Annotated in this window: 17 protein-coding genes; 2 read left to right on the forward strand and 15 right to left on the reverse strand. The window is 36.6% G+C overall.

What is annotated here, in order from left to right; all coding sequences use genetic code 11:
• Positions 1 to 449 precede the first annotated feature (449 nt).
• The 15 genes from hemL to NYE73_RS17560 form a co-directional block, all read right to left on the reverse strand.
• Positions 450 to 1,742, reverse strand: a complete 1,293-nt coding sequence (gene hemL / locus NYE73_RS17490; protein WP_048395136.1) for a glutamate-1-semialdehyde 2,1-aminomutase — start codon at positions 1,740 to 1,742, stop codon at positions 450 to 452.
• A complete protein-coding gene (gene hemB / locus NYE73_RS17495; protein ID WP_054550020.1) occupies positions 1,743 to 2,723 on the reverse strand; it encodes a porphobilinogen synthase in 981 nt (326 codons plus the stop codon).
• Positions 2,720 to 3,481, reverse strand: a complete 762-nt coding sequence (locus tag NYE73_RS17500) for a uroporphyrinogen-III synthase (protein WP_259948282.1) — start codon at positions 3,479 to 3,481, stop codon at positions 2,720 to 2,722. Before NYE73_RS17500 ends, hemB begins: the two co-directional genes overlap by 4 nt.
• Complete coding sequence (gene hemC, locus NYE73_RS17505; protein WP_112118090.1) at positions 3,471 to 4,403, reverse strand: hydroxymethylbilane synthase; 933 nt, start codon at positions 4,401 to 4,403, stop codon at positions 3,471 to 3,473. Before hemC ends, NYE73_RS17500 begins: the two co-directional genes overlap by 11 nt.
• Positions 4,404 to 4,421: 18 nt before the next feature.
• Entirely contained in the window at positions 4,422 to 5,249 is an 828-nt protein-coding gene (locus NYE73_RS17510; protein WP_004226624.1) for a cytochrome C assembly family protein, read from the reverse strand.
• A 182-nt stretch (positions 5,250 to 5,431) separates the two neighbouring features.
• Positions 5,432 to 6,796, reverse strand: coding sequence for a glutamyl-tRNA reductase (hemA, locus tag NYE73_RS17515; protein ID WP_259948286.1), 1,365 nt, complete (start codon positions 6,794 to 6,796; stop codon positions 5,432 to 5,434).
• A gap of 197 nt (positions 6,797 to 6,993) precedes the next feature.
• Positions 6,994 to 9,912 carry a vWA domain-containing protein gene (locus tag NYE73_RS17520; protein ID WP_259948288.1) on the reverse strand — a complete coding sequence of 973 codons (2,919 nt, stop codon included), beginning with the start codon at positions 9,910 to 9,912 and terminating at the stop codon, positions 6,994 to 6,996.
• 18 nt (positions 9,913 to 9,930) lie between these two features.
• Positions 9,931 to 11,379 carry an S-layer homology domain-containing protein gene (locus tag NYE73_RS17525; protein WP_004226619.1) on the reverse strand — a complete coding sequence of 483 codons (1,449 nt, stop codon included), beginning with the start codon at positions 11,377 to 11,379 and terminating at the stop codon, positions 9,931 to 9,933.
• Between the two features lie 183 nt (positions 11,380 to 11,562).
• Positions 11,563 to 13,224, reverse strand: a complete 1,662-nt coding sequence (locus tag NYE73_RS17530; protein ID WP_066036515.1) for a hypothetical protein — start codon at positions 13,222 to 13,224, stop codon at positions 11,563 to 11,565.
• Positions 13,225 to 13,367: 143 nt separating this feature from the next.
• The gene (locus NYE73_RS17535; protein WP_259948290.1) at positions 13,368 to 13,541 is read right to left on the reverse strand and encodes a YjfB family protein; all 174 of its coding nucleotides are present in this window, start codon (positions 13,539 to 13,541) and stop codon (positions 13,368 to 13,370) included.
• A 135-nt stretch (positions 13,542 to 13,676) separates the two neighbouring features.
• Positions 13,677 to 14,258: a ribosome biogenesis GTP-binding protein YihA/YsxC gene (gene yihA, locus NYE73_RS17540; RefSeq protein ID WP_054550015.1), complete on the reverse strand. Its 582-nt coding sequence runs from the start codon at positions 14,256 to 14,258 to the stop codon at positions 13,677 to 13,679.
• A gap of 4 nt (positions 14,259 to 14,262) precedes the next feature.
• Positions 14,263 to 16,587 (reverse strand): endopeptidase La, encoded by a 2,325-nt coding sequence (lon, locus tag NYE73_RS17545; protein ID WP_048395119.1) that lies wholly within the window; start codon positions 16,585 to 16,587, stop codon positions 14,263 to 14,265.
• Positions 16,588 to 16,817: 230 nt separating this feature from the next.
• On the reverse strand, positions 16,818 to 18,089 hold the full coding sequence (gene clpX, locus NYE73_RS17550) for an ATP-dependent protease ATP-binding subunit ClpX (protein ID WP_036075657.1): 1,272 nt from the start codon (positions 18,087 to 18,089) through the stop codon (positions 16,818 to 16,820).
• Between the two features lie 682 nt (positions 18,090 to 18,771).
• Positions 18,772 to 20,061, reverse strand: coding sequence for a trigger factor (gene tig / locus NYE73_RS17555; protein ID WP_048395116.1), 1,290 nt, complete (start codon positions 20,059 to 20,061; stop codon positions 18,772 to 18,774).
• Between the two features lie 118 nt (positions 20,062 to 20,179).
• Entirely contained in the window at positions 20,180 to 21,163 is a 984-nt protein-coding gene (locus tag NYE73_RS17560) for a hypothetical protein (RefSeq protein ID WP_048395114.1), read from the reverse strand.
• Positions 21,164 to 21,376: 213 nt separating this feature from the next.
• Between NYE73_RS17560 and NYE73_RS17565 the strand changes: the two genes are divergently transcribed.
• Both NYE73_RS17565 and NYE73_RS17570 read left to right on the forward strand, forming a co-directional pair.
• A complete protein-coding gene (locus tag NYE73_RS17565) occupies positions 21,377 to 21,841 on the forward strand; it encodes a hypothetical protein (RefSeq protein ID WP_237898316.1) in 465 nt (154 codons plus the stop codon).
• A 240-nt stretch (positions 21,842 to 22,081) separates the two neighbouring features.
• Complete coding sequence (locus NYE73_RS17570) at positions 22,082 to 22,924, forward strand: DUF2785 domain-containing protein (RefSeq protein WP_259948300.1); 843 nt, start codon at positions 22,082 to 22,084, stop codon at positions 22,922 to 22,924.
• The last annotated feature ends 779 nt before the right edge of the window (positions 22,925 to 23,703 follow it).

Below are 23,703 nucleotides of genomic sequence, written 5' to 3' on the forward strand. Positions count from 1 at the left end.
CTTCATCCAGTATAGTTGAACGTACTTACTAGTAAATATATGCTATTGTTCCTTTTTACTCATGTATTCCTCAAGCACTATAATGCCTTCTGCTTAATCCATTAAAAAAGGTAATGTCAATGGGATATAAAGCAATTTTACAAAGCGAGGGTTTATTCCGTTCCGCTAGCATCCTTTCCAGGGGGGCGTTCGTGAGTGACAACACCTCTACATAAAATGAGTAGTGAACACTTTTACTTTATTTGAAAACCTTGCTATTAAGAATCATTTTTATGGGGTGAAGTGGAAGGTGCTTGAATCCCGTGGGATAGCTAAAGAGGTGAGCCACAGGAAAGCAAGTAGCCTACAACGGAAACCATTTTCACCTTTCGCAAAAATTCTAGTGATGGTTTTGTTTTTCAACAGCAGAAGAGCATGCTAGAAATAATGCTAGCATGCTCTATCAAATTTTATTGCGCTAATTGCGCAAATACTTTATGGAATGCTGCCACTGTTGTCGCAATGTGCTCTTCCGTGTGAGCTGTTGAGATGAATAGTCCCTCGAATTGAGAAGGAGGTAAGAAAATACCTTCCTCTGCCATTAGACGGAAATATTCAGCGAATAATTGTAAATCTGATGTTTTAGCAGAAGCAAAATCAATGACATCTTCATTCGTGAAGAAGAAGCCAATCATAGAGCCTGCACGATTAACAGTGTGCGGGATATTATATTTAGTTGCTGCTTCACGGAAACCAGCCTCAAGCTGATCCCCTAATTTTTTAAAGTAATCATACGTACCATGGTCTAAACGGGATAACGTTTCATAACCAGCTGTCATCGCTAACGGATTCCCCGATAATGTTCCTGCTTGATAAATTGGTCCAGCTGGTGCTACTTGCTCCATAATTTCTTTTTTCCCAGCGAATGCGCCTACAGGGAGACCACCTCCGATGACTTTACCTAAAGTAGTCATATCAGGCGTTACCCCAAAATACCCTTGTGCACAGCCATAATCTACGCGGAAACCTGTCATGACTTCGTCAAAGATTAATAATGCACCGTGCTCTGAAGTAAGTGCACGCAAACCTTCTAGGAAACCTGGTTGTGGAGGTACAACACCCATATTTCCTGCTACTGGCTCCACAATGACTGCAGCTAACTCTGTGCCAAATTTCTCAAAAATCACTTTTGCCCCTTCTAAATCATTATAGGCAACTGTCAACGTATTGCGGGCGATATCTGCAGGTACGCCAGGGCTATCAGGTAGGCCTAATGTGGCAACACCAGACCCAGCTTTAATCAATAAGGAGTCACCGTGACCATGATAAGACCCTTCAAACTTTAAGATCTTATCACGTCCTGTCACACCACGTGCTACACGTAATGCAGACATAGTAGCCTCTGTTCCAGAAGAAACAAAGCGAATCATTTCCATTCCTGGTAAACGGTCTAATACTAATTGAGCTAAGCGATTTTCTGTATAGCTTGGAGCACCGAAGGAAGATCCCTTCGCAGCTGTATCTGCAATTGCTTTCACTACCTCTGGATGTGTATGTCCTAAAATTAACGGACCCCAAGACAATACATAATCAATATATTCATTGCCATCAATGTCTTTAATGATTGCCCCATGGCCAGATTCCATGAAAATCGGGTCCATATTTACTGATTTAAATGCACGTACTGGGCTACTTACACCGCCCGGCATTAATTGAACAGCTTCAGCATAGGCTTGTTTTGATTTTTCGTAAGAACGTGTCATTTATTTCTCCTCCAACCAACGTGCAACATCTTTTGCATGATACGTAATGATTAAATCAGAGCCCGCACGTTTCATGCCTAATAATGTTTCAAGCACAACTTTTTTCTCTTCAATCCAACCATTTATAGCAGCCGCTTTAATCATTGCATATTCACCTGAAACGTTATACGCAACAAGCGGTAATGGATAGTTATTTTTCATGTCTCGAATAATATCTAAATAGCTAAGGGCAGGCTTGACAATTAGGAAATCTGCGCCCTCTTCGATATCTGACTCTGCTTCACGGAATGCCTCTAGACGATTTGATGGATCCATCTGGTAGGATTTACGATCACCAAATTGCGGAGCACCATCTGCAGCATCACGGAAAGGTCCATAGTAACTGGATGCATATTTGACTGCATAGGACATAATCGGGATATGTTCAAAACCAGCTTCATCCAGACCAGCGCGAATTGCCGTTACAAAGCCATCCATCATATTTGATGGAGCAATGATATCAGCGCCAGCTTTTGCTTGTGATATCGCCGTGCGAGCTAAAACATCTAATGAAGGATCATTCAAAATTTGATCGCCCTCAATTAAGCCACAATGTCCATGATCCGTAAATTCACATAAGCATGTATCCGCGATGACTAACAACTCAGGATGACGTGTTTTAATGAGTCGAGTCGCTTCTTGCACAATGCCATGATCATGAAATGCACCTGTTCCAACCGCATCCTTTTCAGCTGGCAAGCCAAATAAAATAACTGCAGGAATACCTAATGCTACAACCTCATCCACCTCTGCCTCTAGTTTATCTAATGAAAATTGAAAAACGCCAGGCATTGAATGTACTTCATTTTTAATATTTTCGCCTTCTATTACAAAAATAGGATAGATCAGGTCCTCTTTATGTAAGTATGTTTCTTTTACCATTGATCTCATCGTTGCATTGGCACGCAAACGACGGTGTCTTTGAAATTGTAGTTTTGTCATGATTTGTCCCCTACTTTCATAATTTCTTCGATGACTGCTTGCATTGTATAAACGCTTGGCATAATATCCACAGTAGCACCGTATTGTTCAAGAGCTGCTTCCGTAATATGGCCGATGGCTGCAATGCGAGCTGCTTCCCAGCCAATATGTGGAACAACTTCCATTGCATACACGTCAACTGCTGAAGGACTAGCAAAAATCACTGTAACATTTTGATGTTGCTGGATGCAACTGACAATAACAGATGTTTGATCATGTCGTTTTATCGTTTCATAGACTGTCCATTCTTTTAATTCAAAAGGCAATCCATCCTTCAGCGTACTTTTCGCCTTTTCTCCTCGAATAAACAGACATTTCGGTTGATCACCCGCTACACTCGGAAATTCTTTAACGAAAATATCAGCACTAAATATGGAAGGCATAAAGCTCACTTGAAATCCTAAATTTTCTAATGCTGTTGTTGTTTTAGTTCCAATGGAAGCTATTTTTCCTTTGAAATGACTTGCATTAAATTGATGTCGAAGCATTTTACTAGCAAAAGCTTCTACAGCATTTTGACTAGTAAAAATCAACCAATCATATTGCTTAGCGCGGTTCAATAGTTCAGGATCCTTGCTATCTAATCGTTCACAAGTTTCAATTAATGGGGCTACGATGGCATGTCCACCTAAAGCTGTTATATTTTCGACAATGGTTGTTGTCTTAGATGTGCCTGTTAAAAGTATGGTTTTACCCTTTAGAGGTAAATTACTGGGCATCTTGCTCTGCCTTTACACGCTGAATTAAATCGAAAGCTCCTTGTTTTGTTAAACTAGCAGCTAGTTCTTCTCCAATTTTTTGTGCATCTGTGCCAACTACTGTTTCCTTATATACAACAGATGCATCTGGAGCAGCAACAAGGCCTGTTAATGTAATTTCTTCCCCATTTGAAGTGGCATAACCAGCAATCGGAACTTGACAACCACCATCCATTGCCGCTAAAAATGCACGTTCTGCATGTGCTTCTTGCCAAGTGAATGAATCAGTCAGCTTACCTAATTCGGCTAAAAGCTCCGCATCATCGGCACGACATTCAATGCCAAGAGAGCCTTGCGCTACAGCTGGTAGACATTGTTCGACAGGTAAAAACTCAGTGACTACATCATCACTCCACCCAAGGCGTTTCAAACCAGCCGCTGCTAAAATAATGGCATCATATTCTTCTGTTTCAAGCTTAGCTAAGCGTGTATCAACATTTCCACGAATCCATTTAATTTCGATATCAGGACGTACTGTTAAAAGCTGAGCACTACGACGTAAAGAACTTGTCCCAACGATTGCTCCCGCAGGAAGGTCAGCAAATTTAACATGCCCTTTCGAAATAAATGCATCACGAGCATCTTCACGTGGTGGAATACAACCAATCACTAGCCCATCTGGCAATACAGCAGGCATATCTTTCATAGAATGAACAGCAAAGTCAATTTCTTTATCGTAAAGGGCTTGTTCAATTTCTTTTACAAACAACCCTTTCCCACCTACTTTTGAAAGCTGTACATCTAAAATTTGGTCACCTTTTGTTACAATCTCTTTTACTTCAAATTCGAATGGTGCACCAGCCGCTTTTAATTCATTAATGAACCAATTTGTTTGCGTTAGCGCTAATTTACTTCTCCTAGAACCTACAATAATTTTTCTCAACAGTCTCCAACCTTTCTTCTAATACCATAAATGGAATCGCGATAAACTACTACCTAAGAAGAAGTTTACAACAACTAATAGATAGGCATAAATATGTACCCATGCATAAGTTGTACCTGTCAGCTTGCTTTTGCGATTCACATATAGGATAAAACAATACAAAATTAAAATAATGAAGGACCCTATGATTTTCGCATCGAAAATCGAAAGACTCTCTAATGTTAATAGTGCCCATTCAAACCCTAATATTAAACTTATAAATAACATCGGAATTCCAATGAAAAATGAAATATTCATCCAGCTGCTTGTCTGCTGCAAGGAAGGCAATCTAGTCCATAAATGCGACCACTTTTTCTTTTTCAGCAATCGATATAGAACGAGATACAAAATGGCAAACACAAATGTTAATGTAAAAGCTGCATAAGACAATATTGCAAATGATATATGAATAAAAAGCATCTCTGAAATTAAAGTATCCCCGACAGCTCCTGTAGGACGTTTCGGCATAAAAGTAAATATACTAGCGAATAAAAATCCTAGTATATTAATAATAAACACAGGTAAATCCACCCTTGCTATGCAATGAAGGATAATGGATAACGTCACGAGTAACCAGGAATAAAAAAGTATTCCCTCAGACAAGGATAAAATCGGAAAACGCTTCGTTTCCACAAACGTTAAAATGATAATGGCACTTTGAATCATCCATACAAATGAAACAAGCCAAAAAGCAATGCGTCTTGCACGTACTTGCTTATAAAAATAATCAGTAAAGTAAAAAACTAGACTGATCGCATACAAGACGATCATCACTTCATAGAGCCTCGTCATGGTCAAATCAGCCAATAGACATCCCTTCTTTGTCGTGAAATTAATAAACTATTTTAGCATAGAAAACAAAAAAACGTTTTCGTATCCTTAGTTTACCATACAGATACGAAAACGCCTCATGTAATATCAGTAGAAAATCCAATTGCGCGTAACACCCATGTACAATCACAGCTTTCTACGTGAGCGCAATAGATAATTTAGAAAGAGTACTTTGGTTCAGTAGAAGTCTGAGATAGCTGTGCGCGTTCTTTGCGCTCAAGCTCTTGCTTTGTCATCTCATGAACTTCAGCTTCCACAGCATCCTCTATACCAAAAATTTGTTGGAATAAACGTAACTGTTCATTTGCTTTTGGAGAATTAGCCATTTCTTTAGCTTGCAAGATTGGCTCTTTTAACAATTGATTGATAATAGATTTTGTATGTTTGCTTAAAATTTTACGTTCACGTTCCGTTAAATCTGGCATTTTATTTTCGATACTTGTCATAGTCTCTTGTTGAATACGATTTGCTTTTTTACGTAATGCTGAGATGACTGGCACTACCCCAAGAGTAGCTACCCAGTCTTTAAATTGCACAACTTCTTCGCCAATCATATTAGTAATATCAGCAGCAGCACGTTCACGCTCTGCTAAGTTCGCTTCGACAATACCTTGTAAATCATCAATATCATATAGGAATACATTTGGTAGGTCGCCAACTCGTGGGTCAATATCACGAGGAACCGCTATATCTACCATGAATAATGGTTTTCCTTTACGTAAACGTTCCACAAATTGCATTAGCTCGTAATCAATAACATAATCAGTAGCACCTGTTGAAGTAATTAAAATATCCGCTTCTAACAAAGAACATTGTAATTCCTTCATTGATTTAGCTTCACCATGGAATTTAGCTGCTAAGCTTTCTGCTTTTTCAAATGTACGGTTAATGACAGTAACTTTCCCTACCCCACTACCGTAAAGGTTCTCAATTGCAAGTTCCCCCATTTTTCCTGCACCTAAAATAGCTACATGCTTGCGTTGTAATGAGCCAAAAATTTTCTTTGCTAATTCTACGGCCGCATAGGAAACGGATACCGCATTCTCACCAATCGCTGTTTCATTATGAGCACGCTTTGCAAATGTTACTGCTTGTTTAAATAGCTGATTGTATACCGTTCCTGTTGTGCCAATCTCTTGTCCACTTAAAAAGCTTTTTTTTACTTGCCCTAAAATTTGTGTTTCACCTAGAACCATTGAATCGATTCCAGCTGTCACTTTAAATAAATGTTCGACTGCCTCATCTTCTTCACGAATCGTTAAATACGAAGAAAATGTCTCCACAGGCAAATCAAACCAGTTGGCTAAAAATTGTTTCACAAAATGACGTCCAGTATGCAATTGATCCACAACAGCATATATTTCTGTACGATTACATGTCGAAACAATTACGTTCTCTAATATACTTTTTTGCTTTTGCAGCGCTTCCATTGCTTGTGGCAGTTCACTCTCAATGAATGATAACTTCTCACGTATTTCAACAGGCGCTGTTTTATAATTCAAGCCTACTACGATGGTATGCATGAATAACACCTCACACGTTCTAATTCACAAATCTCATTATAGCACAGTTCGACAAGAGTTCATCAATAATTTGTGAACATGTCATGAAGAACTGCAATTCGTCATCTACATTAGAATTATTATAAACTAAGTGTAACAAATTATACGTGTTGTTTCAAATTAAAAAACTGCCCCCATTATCGGAGGCAGTTTTCTCATTAATTTGTTATTGTAACAGTCTTTATTGCAATCATATTTCCATCTTTATCGTATGCTATAAACTCAATCTCATCATTGACTTTAAAGTCCTGCATAGTTTGAACAGTTTTTGTTAACATATACACTTGATCACTACGCTTTTGCAAATCAAACTGGACATCTCCACTGATTGAATTAAAACGTACATTCATCTTCGCAACGTTTTGACAGTTACCATCAACTCGAGCACTCATTGTAATATAACCTTTTCGTAGCGAAACACTTGTCTCTTCAAATAAATCTTCTGGATTGATACAGCTTGAAGCTTGCGTTTTACATAAAATTGTATCAATTAACTTCTGGAAGACTTGATGCAATTGCAAATTATCAATTGCATGGAAGTACGTTCCGCCCGTTTCTGAAGATAATTGCATTAAAGTGGCGTCATTTACTTGTGATTTTTTGCCCATACTTACTGTGTATACTTTGACACCTTGCTTTTTCGCTTCATTTATAACTTTTGTCATTTTTGATTTACTCGTTTTACCATCAGATACAACGACAATCGCTTTGGATGTTTTCGAATCGTTCGAGAATTTTGTTAAAGCAATATCGATGCCTGCAAAAATATCGGTTGCACCCTTATCTTTCGATGCTTTATAAAGATCTTTTTTCAACACATTTTCTGTTGTACCTTCTCCAAGTACTGTCGCTTTTGTATTGGTTTCAATGACTATGTTATTTTTAGCCTTTAATTGATTGATTAGTTCAATCATTTTCTTCCCACGATAATTTGTTGGATCAACAGCCTTCATGGAAGAAGAATAATCCACTACATAGGCAATTTCTGTTGCTAAAGAACAAGAGTTTTTACTGAAGTATGGATTCGTAAAAATATCTTTCGTCACTGTTTTATCTTTTAAACCCTTCAAGGACGTTGCATAGCGAGGGTCTATTGGATTGACAAGTCTTGCTTCCACTTTAGATTTGCCATATATAACTGAATCAAAGTAGGCTACAGCAGTACCTGGATTCCCTGTATTATTTAATGGATCAGAAGTGTTCGTAATGAATGAAGCTGTTTTTTCTACTCCGTCATACTTAATTTTGACTGTTCCTTGATAATCTGTAATAGGCTCTCCACCAGGACGCACTAAAGTCACCATTACTTTTGTATAACGATCTTTTCCTGATGGTCTTGATGCAGCATCCGCACTTTCCTTTAGGGCCTCTACTCGTTTTTTAAACGCCTCTACTTGTCCAAGTAATTTACCGCCTTGGTATTTTAATAAAACCGTGCGGTCATAGTTACTTAAGTTTGTGAAGATCGAATAAATCTTCATAACACTATCATAATGTTCTAATGTTAAATCTTTTTCATCTGGCATTTCTTTCATAAGCTGAATAATGGCGCCGACTGGATTAATGTTCTCTACCTGTGAGGCAATATCATCATCTATGCCCTGAACGCGATAAATAGGACGACCATCGTCAGCAATTAAATACATTATTTCCGTTTTAGCTGGCGTTGTAACAGAGTTCTCAAAACGTGTCTTTAAAAGTTCCTCAAATAAGTGAACAGAAATATCATAGTTTTCAAATTGAAGAATAGCATTTTCATAACCTAATGCCGGATATTTAGGATCAGATCCACCGTAACGCAAATAGATGTTTTGCACATTCCCTAAAACGTCCTTCACATTTGTTTGCTGCCCAATACTAAATAATTTTTTATCTGAATTAGAATCTAGAGGGACTGGGCTATAAACATCAATTAAATTTTGCGTAAAGAACTCTGGAATATCTTCACTTTTTGGAAATTCAGGAATCACGCTCCCATTATCATCTGTATTTGCTGGGTCGTATACTTGGTAATCAATACGCAATTCAGGCTGTGGTGCATAACGCACTTCTGCGTTTAGTTTCTCTCCAACTAGACACTTCATTGCTGGGTCCGTATTATTAATCAGCTCAAAAGTTATTGTATCACGTACTGATTTAGTTAATTTTGGTGCTACCACTATAGCAGATACCGTTGAACCATCCGATTGGACAATGTCAACTGCTTCACCTGCAGTATCAACAATATTTCCGTAGGATGCCTTCACGCGGAATGAATAAGATTTATCATCAGCGATAGGATCACCATTACAAGCCTTTAAAGAAACTGTAACTAGTGTTGTATCCACATTATTTGCAATTAAATCAGGCTTTTCCACCAAGATACCCTGCAATGCATTATTAACATTATTTGGTCCAGTAAAATCATTTGAATTATCCTTTGGCTCTTCAAAATCAGCACTACTAGATCCCATAAAACCAGGTGGTAACGTAATGCTATCATTATCACGACCAGCTGGACTACGTTTTAATCCTTGTACTGCGAAAGTGCTATTTTGAACAGCACGATAGAAAAATACAGCAACATCACCCCGTGTTAGTTTTGTGGATGGATTAAAGCTAGCGAAAGTGTTTTTGCCTGTAGAGCTTGTAGATAAATCATTTGAATATAAATATTGAACTGCCTGTGGCTCATCTAAATCTAAGCCTTTAAAAGCCGCGTAAATTTGGGCAAATTGGCCACGTGTTACAGCTTTTGTTCGATTCGTATTTACATGTGTACCATTAAATGGTAAATAAAAATCACTATAGAAATTATAAGCAACACTATCAATATAAGATAAAGCATAGTTACGATCTAGTTTGGCAAACATCAGAACAAGATCGCGATCTGTCACTTGATCATTTGGTAAAAAGTTACTTGCACTATTTAAGGACATCAGGTCATTATCGACCGCCCATGAAATAGCTTTATAATTATTGCTATTTGTTGGAACATCTCTAATTGTTGTAGCTGCTTGCGTAACAGTAGGTGTAGCTGTCATCAGTAGAAGCATGAAGCAAAGCATAGCAAGCAATGCTTTTTTTACATATGTCATTTTTGTTCCATCCTTTCTTTAGTTAAAGAACAATATGTCATCACGATAGTTTTGTTTTAAGTCATCCTCTAAATATTTCAAGAATCGTTCTAAAACAACTGACGCCTCTGCACGCGTTAGTGGTTTATTTGGATTAAAACGACCAGCAGCATCACCAATCATTAAGCCAAGTTCATTCGCTATATAGATGCCATCTCTCGCATAATTTGGAATCTGTTTGTCATCTGTAAATTTAGTTAAGTAACCAGGATCAGGTGCTCTATTTTCAAGTCCTAAGGCACGGACAAAGATAGTTGCAGCCTGTGCGCGATTAATAGCATTATCTGGCTTAAAGTAGTCAGCTGATACACCTTTGATTATCCCTTTATTTAACGCTGATTCAATATAACCGTAATCTTTGATAGAACGCTTCAAGTCTTTAAAAACACTTGTAGTAGGTGTCTTTTTTGATTTCTTTTCTTCAAACACACGTAAATCAACCGCTTTACCAATAGCCGTCGTAAAATCAATACGTTTCATTGGTGTATTAGGAGAAAAGAAGTTACTTGAATCTGAGTAAATACCTAGAGAATAAAGTTTTTCAATTGCTTCTTTCGCATAATGGGTTGTTAAATCTCTGAATTTAGGAATGATAAGACGTTCAATTGTCGGCATGTACTCTGTATCTAAATCAAGTGTACCTTTTTGTCCTGAAGATAGGTCGTATGTATATTCAGAAATAACATCCTTTTCACTTACGACTGCATATCCACCTTCAAAACTCCCTAAGCTACCGAGATTTTCCTCATAATTTAAAACACGTGATTTACTTGTAGATAAACGATTTTTCACATGACTTGTTTTACCATCACTATAAGAATAAACAGATTCCGTGATTTGAGTTTCTGTCGCACCCCAGAAGTTCTCATAGCCTGCATGTCGACTATCTGTTTCAATTGTTACTGTGTTTTGAACAGCATTTTTTCCTTTTCCTGTTTCAAAAGCATAGGTTTTTCTAGAAATAATATTTCCTGAGTAATAATCAGAGGCTGCACGATTATCAGTAACTGTTCCTTGTGAAAATTGATAATCGACTAAGGAATAAGTAATGGCGCCAATTGTGATTTTTTCAGTGTATTTCTTCACTTCACCATTGGATGTTTTTTGACCAAGAACTGCATAATCCACTACATCTGATTCATAGGCAATATTTCTTGTCAATGTTGCGCCATTGCTTGCTGTTAACTTCATGCTATACGTTTCAGTTAATTTACCTTTTGATTCTTTTTGAGCAATTTTAATATCTTTACTTGTCCCTTTAAAAATAACAGGTGTCCCTGAAAGGAACACAGCTTCTTCATATGTATATTCGTTTTTTACAGCACCTGTTGTTTCTAATGAAGCGGCTGATGCATTGAATGGAATAGTTGTTCCAATCAAAAAGACAGCAAGGACTAGAAACATTATTTTAGATAATTTTTTTTGCATTCGCTTTTCCTCTCTTTCACTGTGCATTTGCGTGCATAATGAAGCTTGTTTCTAATATAACTAAAAAATCTGCTCGTCTTGCGAATATATACACAATTTAGCCTATTCGAAGTAACTTCTTCATCTTTCGATTATGAAACATATTCGCATGGGACTCGCAGATTTTTTAGTTTAATATTTATACTAATCTACCAAAATAAAATGAGCTTTAACAAATCGATCTGATAATACAACTAAACGATCAGATGGCTGTAAGTCAGAAGCTTGAATCACCTTACCTGCTTTAATCAGTGTCGCTTGGTCAATATTCATATTAACCATTTCACCCGCTTCATACCAACGACCATTTTGCCATTGACTAACACTCTTGACATTAATGACTGCAGGATACGTAGATTTTACAGACTGTAGTTTCCCTGCAAGCATTAGAGGGGCAACAGGTTTAGCCTTGTCTAAAATATGAAGAGCTTGTACATGGCCTTCCTTCACATAGAAATAACCATAGTCTCCCTCAGATAAGTAAAGTTCAATATCTGGCATGACACTATATGTTTTATTGCCGTCATCTACCATAGCTTTCGTTGTATTACTAACTGACAGTACAGTACGATCTGCTTTCTTGAAAACATTTGATTCAATCTTCATCGCATCGTCAATTTCAATTACATATCCATCTGCTTGAGATAAGCGTCCATAATATAATTCATGACCTGCAAGATTAGGTGACATGAAGCTATCACTTGTAACTTGTATTACTTGGGCATAGTGATCACGAGTAGCACCATCAGCCACGACAAAAGCAGTACCATATGCCATAAGACCAGTAGGTTCAATTAATCGTCCATTTCGAATTAAAATAGTTCCATTATGGAAATACATTGTTCCTGCTGTTTTCAGTTTTAATAGTTGATAATCTGTATCAACAGACAGCATTGGTTCGTAATATGTTCTTTCATTATTTTTTAATACGACAATTTTCTCGATTACTTCCTTACCAAATTGTTTAACGGTCGCATAGTATGCTTCGCTACCTATATAATTTTTCAGCTGACCTTTCTCGACTTTCGTATTCCCAACATAGATTGGTACTTTGGATGTAAAAGGCATAGTTGAAAGATCATTTGTTGTTTGAGAGCCAAATTGCCAGTTTACAAAGGCATGCTGATTTTTCACGGTAAGCTTGTTGGCATTAGGATTGACCGCTTGTATCTCGCCTTTATATAAGTTTTCAACGAGCGTACCTGTTTCACTGATAGCTACCTTTGATATGATTGAGGAAGTTTTATTTTTGAAACTTAATTTAACTCGATCCCCAACGTATAATGCACTAATATCTGTTGCAGAAGAACCTTTTTGATAATTGGTTTCTTTGTTTAAATAGTATGTCGTTTCTGCGCCAACATCTGGTTTTACCATGATAAATAAACCATTTGGATCAATACTCGTGACGACACCAGCAGTTGTTTTACCGTTACTGCTTCCTGTTGATGGTACATTTGTTTCTGTTGGTGTATGAGAGGTACCGCGAAGTTCAACAACACTTCTAAGAGAAATTTCAGCCTCGACTTCCATCCCCATCTTAAAACCCTCAATCGTTGTAGACGTATTATTAATATATAATCTAGTATTTTTATTAATATTAAACGTTACTGTTCGTCCACGATCATTTTCCAATGTAATTTTACTAAGTTGCTTTTCTATCGTACCATCAGGCTTCGTATATTCCGAAAACGTTACATCAACAAATGTCCCTGTCACTAGTTGGGCTGCTTTAGCAGATTGATTAAAGGAAAAACCAACTATCATCAGTAACGTAATCATCAGTATGTATAAATATTTTTTCAAAAAACCTGCCTCCTTACTAATTATTAGTATATCGTATTATTGGTAGTTTTTCTTATTCGAAAAGTTACATTTTAGGCCTTCTTGAATTTATTTCTAAAAACAAAAGTTGAGGTAGCTTTTAACTTCAAGCTACCTTGCCTACTTCATACTTGAATATCAATTGTATGTCCGGCTGTTGGATGTGGAGCATCTAACATTTCAACTAACTGTTCTGAATTTTGCTGTTGCATTTCCATTGCCTGTTTCGTAACAGCTAAAGATACATTTTGCATAAGTGTTGCTTGGTTCATTGCCATCGATAAAGCTGCGATATCCATCTAGTCCACCTCCTATCTAATTTATCGGACAAATAGTTTCATCATCAAGTATTTTCCCTAATTTTCTACACCACTCGATTGAAAATACAAAAACATCTATTGTCCTAACGGTTTAGATACAATAGATGTTTTTTATTACATTTTATTTTCGATTGTTTTCCAAGCTTCCTCAAAGCCAAGACCCGTTTCTGATGAGAAGACAATAAGTGGATCACTTTTTTCCATCTCCAGTGTCTCTTTGACAATTTTCTTATGTTTATCCCATTTACCTTTTGGAATTTTATCTGCCTTCGTTGCAATGATAATGCAAGGAATATTGTAATGCTTTAAAAAATCATACATCATACGATCATCAGCTGTCGGAGGATGTCGCAAATCTATAATTTGTACGACTGCTTTTAACTCCTGGCGTCCTGTAAAATAGCGCTCGATCATTTTTCCCCATGCCTCACGCTCTGTTTTAGAAACCTTTGCATAACCATACCCTGGAACATCTACAAAAAATAGCTGTTCTTCAATCTTATAAAAGTTAAGGGTTTGTGTTTTACCAGGCTTAGATGAAATACGTGCTAAAGCTTTACGTCCGATCATTCGATTTATGAAGGAAGACTTTCCTACATTCGAACGACCTGCTAATGCAAATTCTGGCAGTCCATCTTCTGGATATTGGTCTGGTCGTACCGCACTAATGACCATTTCGACATTATGGACTTTCATTTTTTTAAAAACCTCCGTCCAGCGCATAGGCTAAAACTTCATCAGCCGATGTCACTAGTTTAAATGTTAGTTGCTCGCGTACACTATCAGGAATATCCTCTATATCACGTTCATTATCCTTTGGACAAATGATTGTCGTTAATCCTGCACGGTGAGCGCTTAATGTTTTTTCTTTTAAGCCGCCGATTGGCAATACACGGCCACGCAAGGTAATCTCACCTGTCATACCTACCTCGCGGCGAATCGGGCGATGTAAAATAGCCGAAACGATAGCTGTTGCCATTGTAATACCAGCTGAAGGTCCATCTTTAGGTACAGCACCCTCTGGCACATGGATATGAATATCATGTGTATCAAAAAATTCTGCATCCACATTAAGGTGTTCCATCTTCGTACGAACATAGGATAAGGCTGTTTGAGCCGATTCCTTCATTACTTCACCAAGCTTACCAGTTAGTTGTAACTTCCCTTTACCTGGTGTTAAAGAAACTTCAATTTGTAATGTATCTCCACCAACTGTTGTATAAGCAAGTCCAGTAGCGACACCCACTTGATTTTCCTTTTCAGCCTGTCCATAGCGGAAACGATGTTTACCAAGTAAATCTTGTAATGATTTTGAGCTAACCGTTACGCGTTTTTTCTCACCAGATACAATTACTTTGGCAATTTTACGGCAAAGCGTAGCGATTTGTCGTTCTAAACCGCGAACTCCTGCTTCCCGAGTATAATAACGTATAATATCAGTGACTGCTTCATCTTTGATTACCACTTGCGTTTTTTTCAAGCCATGCTCTTTAAGCTGCTTTGGTATAAGATGATTTTTTGTAATTTGAGCTTTCTCGATTTCAGTATAGCCTGCAATAGATATTACTTCCATACGATCTAATAATGGTCCTGGGATGCTACTTAAATCATTGGCAGTTGCAATAAATAACACATTAGATAGATCATATGGTTCCTCAATATAATGATCACTAAATGTATTATTTTGTGCAGGGTCTAAAACTTCAAGCATTGCTGCTGCAGGGTCACCTCTAAAATCATTCGACATTTTATCGATTTCATCTAATAAAAATACTGGATTAATGGTACCTGCTTTTTTCATTCCTTGAATAATACGTCCTGGCATTGCACCAACATACGTACGTCGATGTCCGCGAATTTCCGATTCATCTCGAACACCACCTAAAGAAATACGAATAAATTTTCGATCTAAACTTTCGGCAATGGAGCGAGCTAATGATGTTTTACCAACACCTGGAGGCCCTGCTAAGCATAAAATAGGTCCTCGCAGTGAATTTTTCAGCTGACGTACTGCTAAATATTCTAGAACACGTTCTTTGACTTTTTCTAATCCATCATGATCTCGGTTTAAAATATTTTCAGCATGGGCAATATTCATGCGATCCTCTGTAGCATTTGTCCACGGTAATGAAATAAGCCAATCAATATAATTGCGAATAACACCGCTCTCAGCACTAGCTCCAGGTATTTTTTCATAGCGATCTAATTCTTTCAGTGCTGCTTCCTTTGTTGTTTCTGGCATACCAGCTTCGTCGATACGCTTCCGTAATTCTGCAACTTCTCCAGTTTTCCCTTCGCGATCTCCCAGCTCCGTTTGGATAGCTTTCATTTGCTCACGTAAATAATATTCCTTTTGCGTACGCTCCATTGACTGCTTTACTTTGGAATTAATCTTCTTTTCTAGATCCAATACTTCCTGTTCATCATGCAAGCGAATAATTAAATGATCTAGTCGTTTTTTAACGCTTAGCATTTCCAATACTTCTTGCTTGTCGGCAATTTTAAACGGCAAATGAGAAGCAATAATATCAGCTAAACGGCCAGGCTCTTCAATATCCGTTACAGTATTGATCGTCTCAGTTGTAATTTTATTGGAGGATTTTGCATATTTTTCAAAATACGTCAACAATGTCCGCATCAATGCTTGTGTTTCTACATCTTTTTCCGTTGACTCCTCTTTAATTTCAATATCGACAACCGTATACTTCTCTAACGCACGATAGTTTTTCCACGTTGCACGAGCAACTCCTTCTACAAGGATACGTAACGTGCCATTTGGTAATTTAAGCATTTGTTTGACATAAGCAATTGTACCAACTGAATACAAATCTTGCTCTTCAGGTTGTTCATCGTGCATTTCTTTTTGTGTTACCAATAAAATCATTTGGTCCTCTAACATTGCCTGCTCAAGCGCCGCTACAGAACGATTTCTACCCACATCAATATGTAACACCATCGATGGGAATACTAAAAGTCCACGCAAAGGCAATAATGGTACATTTGTTGTTTTTTGTATTGTCACCATGCGGGCATTCACCTCCGTCAAAATTTTCATGTTAACATCCCGCGCTACTAGTATGTGTTTAAAAAGTTGATTCACACTAGATATTGAAGCGAGCCAAAAATTTCTTCAAGTTACAGCTGGCTTTATGTAGGAATGAATAAAAAGCTGACTGTCGATATGTGCGAATATTGCACAATCGAAGTCAGCTAATTACTCTCTATCTCACAACGGTAGACAGCCACGTCTATTCATTATGCTGAAGTTTTAGTGTCGCTACCTTCATCGAGTTCAGTGCCATCTTCAAGAAGCAATTTCGGTTTTTCTTTATCCGTAATTGTTTTTGCTGTAATGATACATTTTTTCACGTCTTCACGTGAAGGTAATTCGTACATTACATCAAGCATTGTTGACTCAATAATTGAACGAAGACCACGCGCACCTGTTTTACGTTCAATTGCTTCCTTAGCAATTGCCACAAGAGCATCTTCATCAAATTCAAGCTCAACGCCATCTAATTCAAGCATTTTTTGATATTGCTTGGCTAGTGCATTTTTCGGCTCTGTTAAAATTTGTACTAGTGCTGCTTCGTTTAATTGCTCCAGACTCGCAAGTACAGGTAATCGACCAATGAACTCTGGTATTAAACCAAATTTCAATAAATCCTCAGGAATCAGCTTGGACATGATAGAACCTTCATCTACATCTACTTTATTCGGATCTGAACCGAATCCTATTACTTTTTCACCCTGACGTCGTTTAATGATGGTTTCAATACCATCAAATGCACCGCCAACAATGAAAAGAATATTGGTTGTATCGATCTGTAAGAATTCTTGATGAGGATGTTTTCGTCCTCCTTGTGGTGGAACACTTGCAACTGTTCCTTCAAGAATTTTTAGGAGTGCCTGCTGAACACCTTCGCCGGAAACATCTCGTGTAATAGATGGATTTTCCGACTTACGTGCAACCTTGTCAATTTCATCAATATAGATAATCCCTTTTTCAGCGCGTTCGATATCATAATCAGCTGATTGGATTAACTTTAATAAAATATTTTCAACGTCCTCACCAACATAACCTGCTTCAGTTAAGGAGGTAGCATCCGCAATAGCGAATGGAACATTTAAAATACGTGCTAACGTTTGAGCTAATAAAGTTTTACCGCTACCAGTTGGGCCGATTAACACAATGTTCGATTTTGCTAATTCAATATCATCAATTTTACTATTCGTATTGATACGTTTATAGTGATTGTAAACTGCGACTGCCAATGCTTTTTTAGCACGCTCTTGTCCAATTACATACTCATCTAAAATCGTTAAGATTTCTTTCGGTTTTGGGATATCTTGGAATTCGATCTCCTCTTCTACACCTAGTTCCTCTACAACGATCTCTGAACAAAGCTCGATACATTCATCACAAATATAAACACCTGGACCTGCAACTAATTTACGCACTTGTTCTTGTGGTTTTCCACAGAATGAGCATTTTAAATTGCCTTTTTCATCATTAAATTTGAACAATATGTTTCACCCCTATTCAAGCAACAATCTTACAAGATTATTGAACCTTTATCAAATAAATTGTCTGCATCATTTACGCCTCAGTAATTATGCATGTGTAGATTATAACGCATCGTCATGTACTTTACTTCATTTGTCTTTCGAAGCATGCTATAGGAACCTGCTTACTTCGCCACCTTATACTGCTATAAAGTTACATTTATTCACTTCCGACACACTACAAACTACTGATCTCTATTTATAAATCTACTACATTCATCAACCAAGGGTATATCACTCAAAAAATAAATTTTATTTAGTTAGAACCTTTCTGAATGAAGTTAAGTTTAGCATCGTATCAATTTCGCCTTGACTCTAATAGCGCCAGGACTTCATCTAAATCCTTGCCGCCTGCCAGCAGGCACTATCTTCATTCAGTCGTGGTTTAAACACACACTAAAAAGGTTAAAAGGCTTACAGCTCGCCATCTATGTGAGATGGGAGTTTTTTGTACCTGACATAATACTTTGGATACAAAAACATCTGCTGAATGAAGATAAAAACTAAAACAATACTATGTATAAGTGAAGTATAAAGTGAATTAAATGTTAAGGGGACTGATTGCTAAGAGTTTATGTGATAAAACAAGGCACGGATGAATGCCGTACCTTGTTTTTTTTGGGCTATCTAATTACACAAAATCTTATTCAGTAATTTTAGCGTTTTCTACTAAAAATTCAACTGTTTTTTGGATTTTGATGTCATTTTCAAGTACTGCTGTTCCACCTAAAGCACTTGTGATTTGATCTTTTGTCATGTTAAATTGAGCAGCCATTTTTTCTAATTCTGCTTCAATATCAGCTTCAGATGCTTCAATTTTTTCAGCTTCAGCAATTGCTTCAAGTGTTAATGATACACGCACACGGCTTTCAGCTTCTTCTTTCATTTGGCCACGTAAGTCTTCTTCTGATTGACCAGAGAATTGGTAGTAAAGGTCTAGATTCATACCTTGCATTTGTAAACGTTGACCAAATTCTTGTAACATACGATCAGTTTCAGAGTTGATCATACCTGCTGGTACTTCAAAGTCGGCATTTTCAGCTGCTTTTTCTACAAGCTCATCACGAAGAGCTGCATCTGATTCTGTTTCTTTTTGAGCTGCAGTTTGTTCTTTAATTTTAGCGCGTAAAGCTTCAACGCCTTCAACTTCTGGATCTAATTCTTTTGCGAATTCATCATTTAACTCAGGAAGAACTTTTGTTTTAACTTCTTTCACAGTTACTTTGAAAGTAGCTTCTTTACCAGCTAATTCAGCTGCATGATATTCTTCTGGGAATGTAACAACAACATCTTTAGATTCGCCAGCTTTAACACCAACTAATTGCTCTTCAAAACCTGGAATGAATGAACCTGAACCGATTTCTAGTGGATAGTCTTCACCTTTACCACCTTCAAAAGCTTCTTCGCCAACGAAACCTTCGAAGTCGATCACAGCTGTATCACCTTCTACGATTGCTTCGTCTTCTTTGATTTCAAGCTCTGCTTTACGAGCTAATTGATCTTGAATTTGTGCATCTACTTCTTCATCCGTTACTTCTACTGGAAGTTTAGATACTTCTAGACCTTTATAGTCTCCTAGCTTTGGTTCTGGTTTCACTGTTACTTGTGCAGTGAATGTGAAATCTTGACCGTGTACAAAGTTTTCTGTACCAGCGATTTCTGGGTAATCAACTGGCATAATTCCAGCTTCATCAATTGCTTTTGCATAAGATTCAGGAACGATGATTTCTAATGCATCTTGGTATAGAGATTCGATACCAAAACGTTGTTCAAACATTTTACGAGGCATTTTACCTTTACGGAAACCTGGTACGTTAATTTGTTTTACAACTTTTTTGAACGCTTGGTCCATTGCTGCGTCGATTTCTGCAGCAGGTACTTCGATTGTAAGAGTACCGATATTACCTTCTTGTTTTTCCCATTTTGCTGACATGTATAAATACCTCCAAATAAATAATCAAGTTTAGATGTTAGACAATTCATTCGTAACTACGATTTTGACAACCATTTTAGTATAACATAGATGTGTATAGTTTCAACTTATTTCATACCTAATGTAGTTCTGTTAGCTTTTCTAACATTTGTAAAAAGTCAATAATTTCATAGTCCATTTCTTGTACATTTCCAAGCATCGCTAAGACAAAATCAATATAACTATAGGCAACATCATCTGCTTCGAACGGGTGCCATTCAAATGGATACGTTACAATGGCATGCTTTGCCATTAAATATTGTACCATTTCCAAAGTCGATGGGTCTTGTTCTAGCTTCACTTCTAGTATATTTTTTATTTCTCCATACTGCGGTAGCTGGTTAGGCAATACTAATTCAGTAGGATTAACAACTTTGGTTTGATTGAATTTGGCTACTGTAACATTGATAGCTACTTCTTGTTCTACTAATAATATAAGCGCTAGACTCTGGACAAACGGATGGATCGTGGAACATTCAATAATCTCTTTCAACGGCTCTTTTAATTGTCTTACATTTGTATCCATAAGTCGATGTAAGCGAATGGATTGCTCATTTGGACTAAGTGCCCTAAATTTCTCAAGGTCATATTCCTGTTCTTCTATTAAACGTTGTGCATTTTCTTTTTTTTCTAGATTCTTAGACACTTCACTATTCAAATTTTTTAAGCGTTCAAATTTTTCAATTTGATCCTGAGGCAAAACATTTTCTTCAAGTAGCGTTGAAATTAATGACTCTACTTGATGGTATTCTTTTAACTGCATGCATACGGTAATGTACAATTCCATGATTTCTACATAAAATGACGTACCCATTGAAAATAATTGCTCACAAACATCCTTTGTCTTGCTATAGTCCTTTAATTCATACAAAGCGAAAGCATAAGCACTAAGAGCAAATTCATCTCCAGCTTCGTACACAAATGCCTTTTCAAAGCTTGCCACCGCTTTTTCATACTGAAAATTTTCAGCAAACATATGTCCTTCACGTATTAATGTTTGGACAGCGCCCGGAAAAACAACAACATTGTCATGTTTAATGACATGACGCTTTCTTTTTGTCATTTTTCTCACCTCATTGTTCTAATTTTTCATTTCTGCTATTTACTAAAAAAATCCAAGTTCCTTGTTTTTAACAAAAAAATATTGCTTTTGCATTCATATTTTGTAATAAATTGTATTATAATTAGAATAGTCTAAAATTTATCACAATTCGCAGACGCTTCCCCTTTGTTGTCTGCATCAAGAAAATCAAGTTCTTAACAAGGAGTGGAATCCATGCAATTACTTGATACAATTACAGAATTTGATCATTGTATCTCATCTGCATTCGAGGCATTATCAATTAAAGTCATTTCAATTTCTACAACGGACGGCCATTTTCAAGATAAGCCGATAGAATTTGAACTTTTAACACGCACCAAAATAGATGTCTACACACAAGAAGCCAGCACCTATATTTTAAAAATTCAAGGGTGTATTCCTGGATCTATTGCACTTGGTCATCAAAACGAGTCTCTTTCCATTATTCCTCAAAAAGTAAACATTGAATGTAACTACAAGCTGCTACATGTTGATAAAAAAGATATGCAGCAGATTTTACAACATCCTGAACCAAATCGTCACTATAGTGAATGGCTCATTGATGCAATCAAAAATGCCAATATTCTTGTCGAGTTAAAGACAAATCAACACACGCTCACTGAATGGCCAATTGGCATTAAATCAGCAGTCATTATTTAGCTAGACAAAGACATACTTAAATAGGTATGTCTTTTTTATTGTTCACATTTTAGTTTTACCATTTTATTGCGTTTCTATCATAACAACTTTCTATAGTTTCTGGAAATAATATTGTAAAATTTATGTTTTAAAGAGGACATTCTAACTGTGCTTGATTAAATTGAAGGTTTCAAATTTATCCCTTCGAAATGAAATGGCGCTATAATATAAAATACAAAAATAAGTTGGGGGCTTTTTTACATGGATATTAAAGAAACATTACAGTCTTTTTCTACAATGACACTGTCTGAACGTCAGACATTTATGTTCCAACATAGTGATTGGCTATTACAGGAGATGTTAGCCCATATTGGCTCAGTTGATGCCGAATTACGAGACCAGCTCATTTATCGCACCTTTGTTGATTTACTAAGTGATAATTTATTGAGTTCTCAACAACTTCAATATTTGTTTGATACAGTTACAGGTGAGGATTTTTTATATTTACATATCGGAGATAAAACAGAGGATAGTGTCTTTACTCGTTCTTTTTCTGCTTTACTAGTTGCAGGTCTTCTTGCAAAGGACGCTGAATTACTTGTTTTAAGAGATGAAGACCTACAAGTGTTCTTTAAAAAAATTGGCCGTTATTTGTTATTAGAACAGGATATGAGAGGATATGTTCAGGGAAAAGGATGGGCACACAGTATTGCACATGGTGCAGATTTAGCTACAACAACAATAAAACATCCAAAATTCGATTTACAGTATGCACCATCCATTTTACATGCATTAAAACTTGTCACTTGGAAAGAAACAGTCTTTGTTAACGATGAAGAGGAACGTTTAATTAATATAGTGGATGCATTATTGCTTCAAAATTACTCAGAGGAAGCACTGATCGAATTTGTTGAGCAGGCTTTTGATAAATTTGAAATGCATTTAATGACACAAGGTTATAATGAGCTCTTCTTTAGTGGAAGAACTTGTACCTTAAACTTTATGAAAACACTGTATTTTTCTTTGAAAATGAATAATAAAGCTCCACAGCTTCAAAATACGATTTATGGACAAGTAGCCAAATGGCTGAAGCTTGGTGATTGACAGGTAATTTTAAAAATGCTGAATTACACCGCTTAATTCTTGATAACATAAATTTTTTCTAAAATACTAGCAAACTAAGAACTGGCTTAGTTTGCTTTTTACTTTTCAAATAAAACAAATGAAGTAAAAATATGGATATTAAAGAAAAGCTATTATTATATTAACATAATTAATATTTCACTCCATTTATTCCCTCCTCGCTCATTCCTTTCATTGAAAATTCAACCTATTGTTTCCATAAAACGTCATTGCATCTACTCCTTTTTTGGATAAAAGGCAAATAAAAAATCCCAATAGGACTGGTATGACAATGATTTTATTACAAAACAGCGTCTAAAATGTGAAATACCATTTTTCACATTTTAAATTATTTACTTAGGTAAACATCAGGAATGCAGTATTTTCAACGTTTCCACAGTGTTTAATAAATAAAACCTATAAATACCAATACTAAAATAACGATTTTTGTTCAAAAAATGTTCAAATTCAATACCGCTATACTATCATTTTCATAACAAAATTATGTTTTTTCTTAAAAACAGGGCGTATAATCCAATGTGCAAACAACGAGAGATTGTGACAATCATAGTTAACCAAGTATGTATTTAAATGATTGCGCAAATCATTGATTTTGCTAACGCTTGCATCAGATCAATCAACACTAGATTTTATGTTTCATATTGAACCATGCCATTGTAATTTCTTATGTTGTTGATTGATACGCCAAGATAAAAGAGGTGACCTCAGTATCAACTATTTGTAAATGTGACACTGACAAA

The organism is Lysinibacillus sp. FSL K6-0102 (genome assembly GCF_038003545.1).
In the GTDB taxonomy this organism is placed as follows: domain Bacteria; phylum Bacillota; class Bacilli; order Bacillales_A; family Planococcaceae; genus Lysinibacillus; species Lysinibacillus capsici.

Bases quoted from the DNA above. Each gene is read 5' to 3' on its own strand.
- NYE73_RS17500 (WP_259948282.1), bottom strand. From the start codon at position 3,481: ATGCCCAGTAATTTACCTCTAAAGGGTAAAACCATACTTTTAACAGGC.
- NYE73_RS17520 (WP_259948288.1), bottom strand. From the start codon at position 9,912: ATGACATATGTAAAAAAAGCATTGCTTGCTATGCTTTGCTTCATGCTT.
- NYE73_RS17535 (WP_259948290.1), bottom strand. From the start codon at position 13,541: ATGGATATCGCAGCTTTATCGATGGCAATGAACCAAGCAACACTTATG.
- lon (WP_048395119.1), bottom strand. From the start codon at position 16,587: ATGGTGACAATACAAAAAACAACAAATGTACCATTATTGCCTTTGCGT.
- NYE73_RS17565 (WP_237898316.1), top strand. From the start codon at position 21,377: ATGCAATTACTTGATACAATTACAGAATTTGATCATTGTATCTCATCT.
- hemA (WP_259948286.1), bottom strand. From the start codon at position 6,796: ATGCATACCATCGTAGTAGGCTTGAATTATAAAACAGCGCCTGTTGAA.
- NYE73_RS17525 (WP_004226619.1), bottom strand. From the start codon at position 11,379: ATGCAAAAAAAATTATCTAAAATAATGTTTCTAGTCCTTGCTGTCTTT.
- tig (WP_048395116.1), bottom strand. From the start codon at position 20,061: ATGTCAGCAAAATGGGAAAAACAAGAAGGTAATATCGGTACTCTTACA.
- NYE73_RS17560 (WP_048395114.1), bottom strand. From the start codon at position 21,163: ATGACAAAAAGAAAGCGTCATGTCATTAAACATGACAATGTTGTTGTT.
- hemB (WP_054550020.1), bottom strand. From the start codon at position 2,723: ATGACAAAACTACAATTTCAAAGACACCGTCGTTTGCGTGCCAATGCA.
- hemL (WP_048395136.1), bottom strand. From the start codon at position 1,742: ATGACACGTTCTTACGAAAAATCAAAACAAGCCTATGCTGAAGCTGTT.
- yihA (WP_054550015.1), bottom strand. From the start codon at position 14,258: ATGAAAGTCCATAATGTCGAAATGGTCATTAGTGCGGTACGACCAGAC.
- NYE73_RS17570 (WP_259948300.1), top strand. From the start codon at position 22,082: ATGGATATTAAAGAAACATTACAGTCTTTTTCTACAATGACACTGTCT.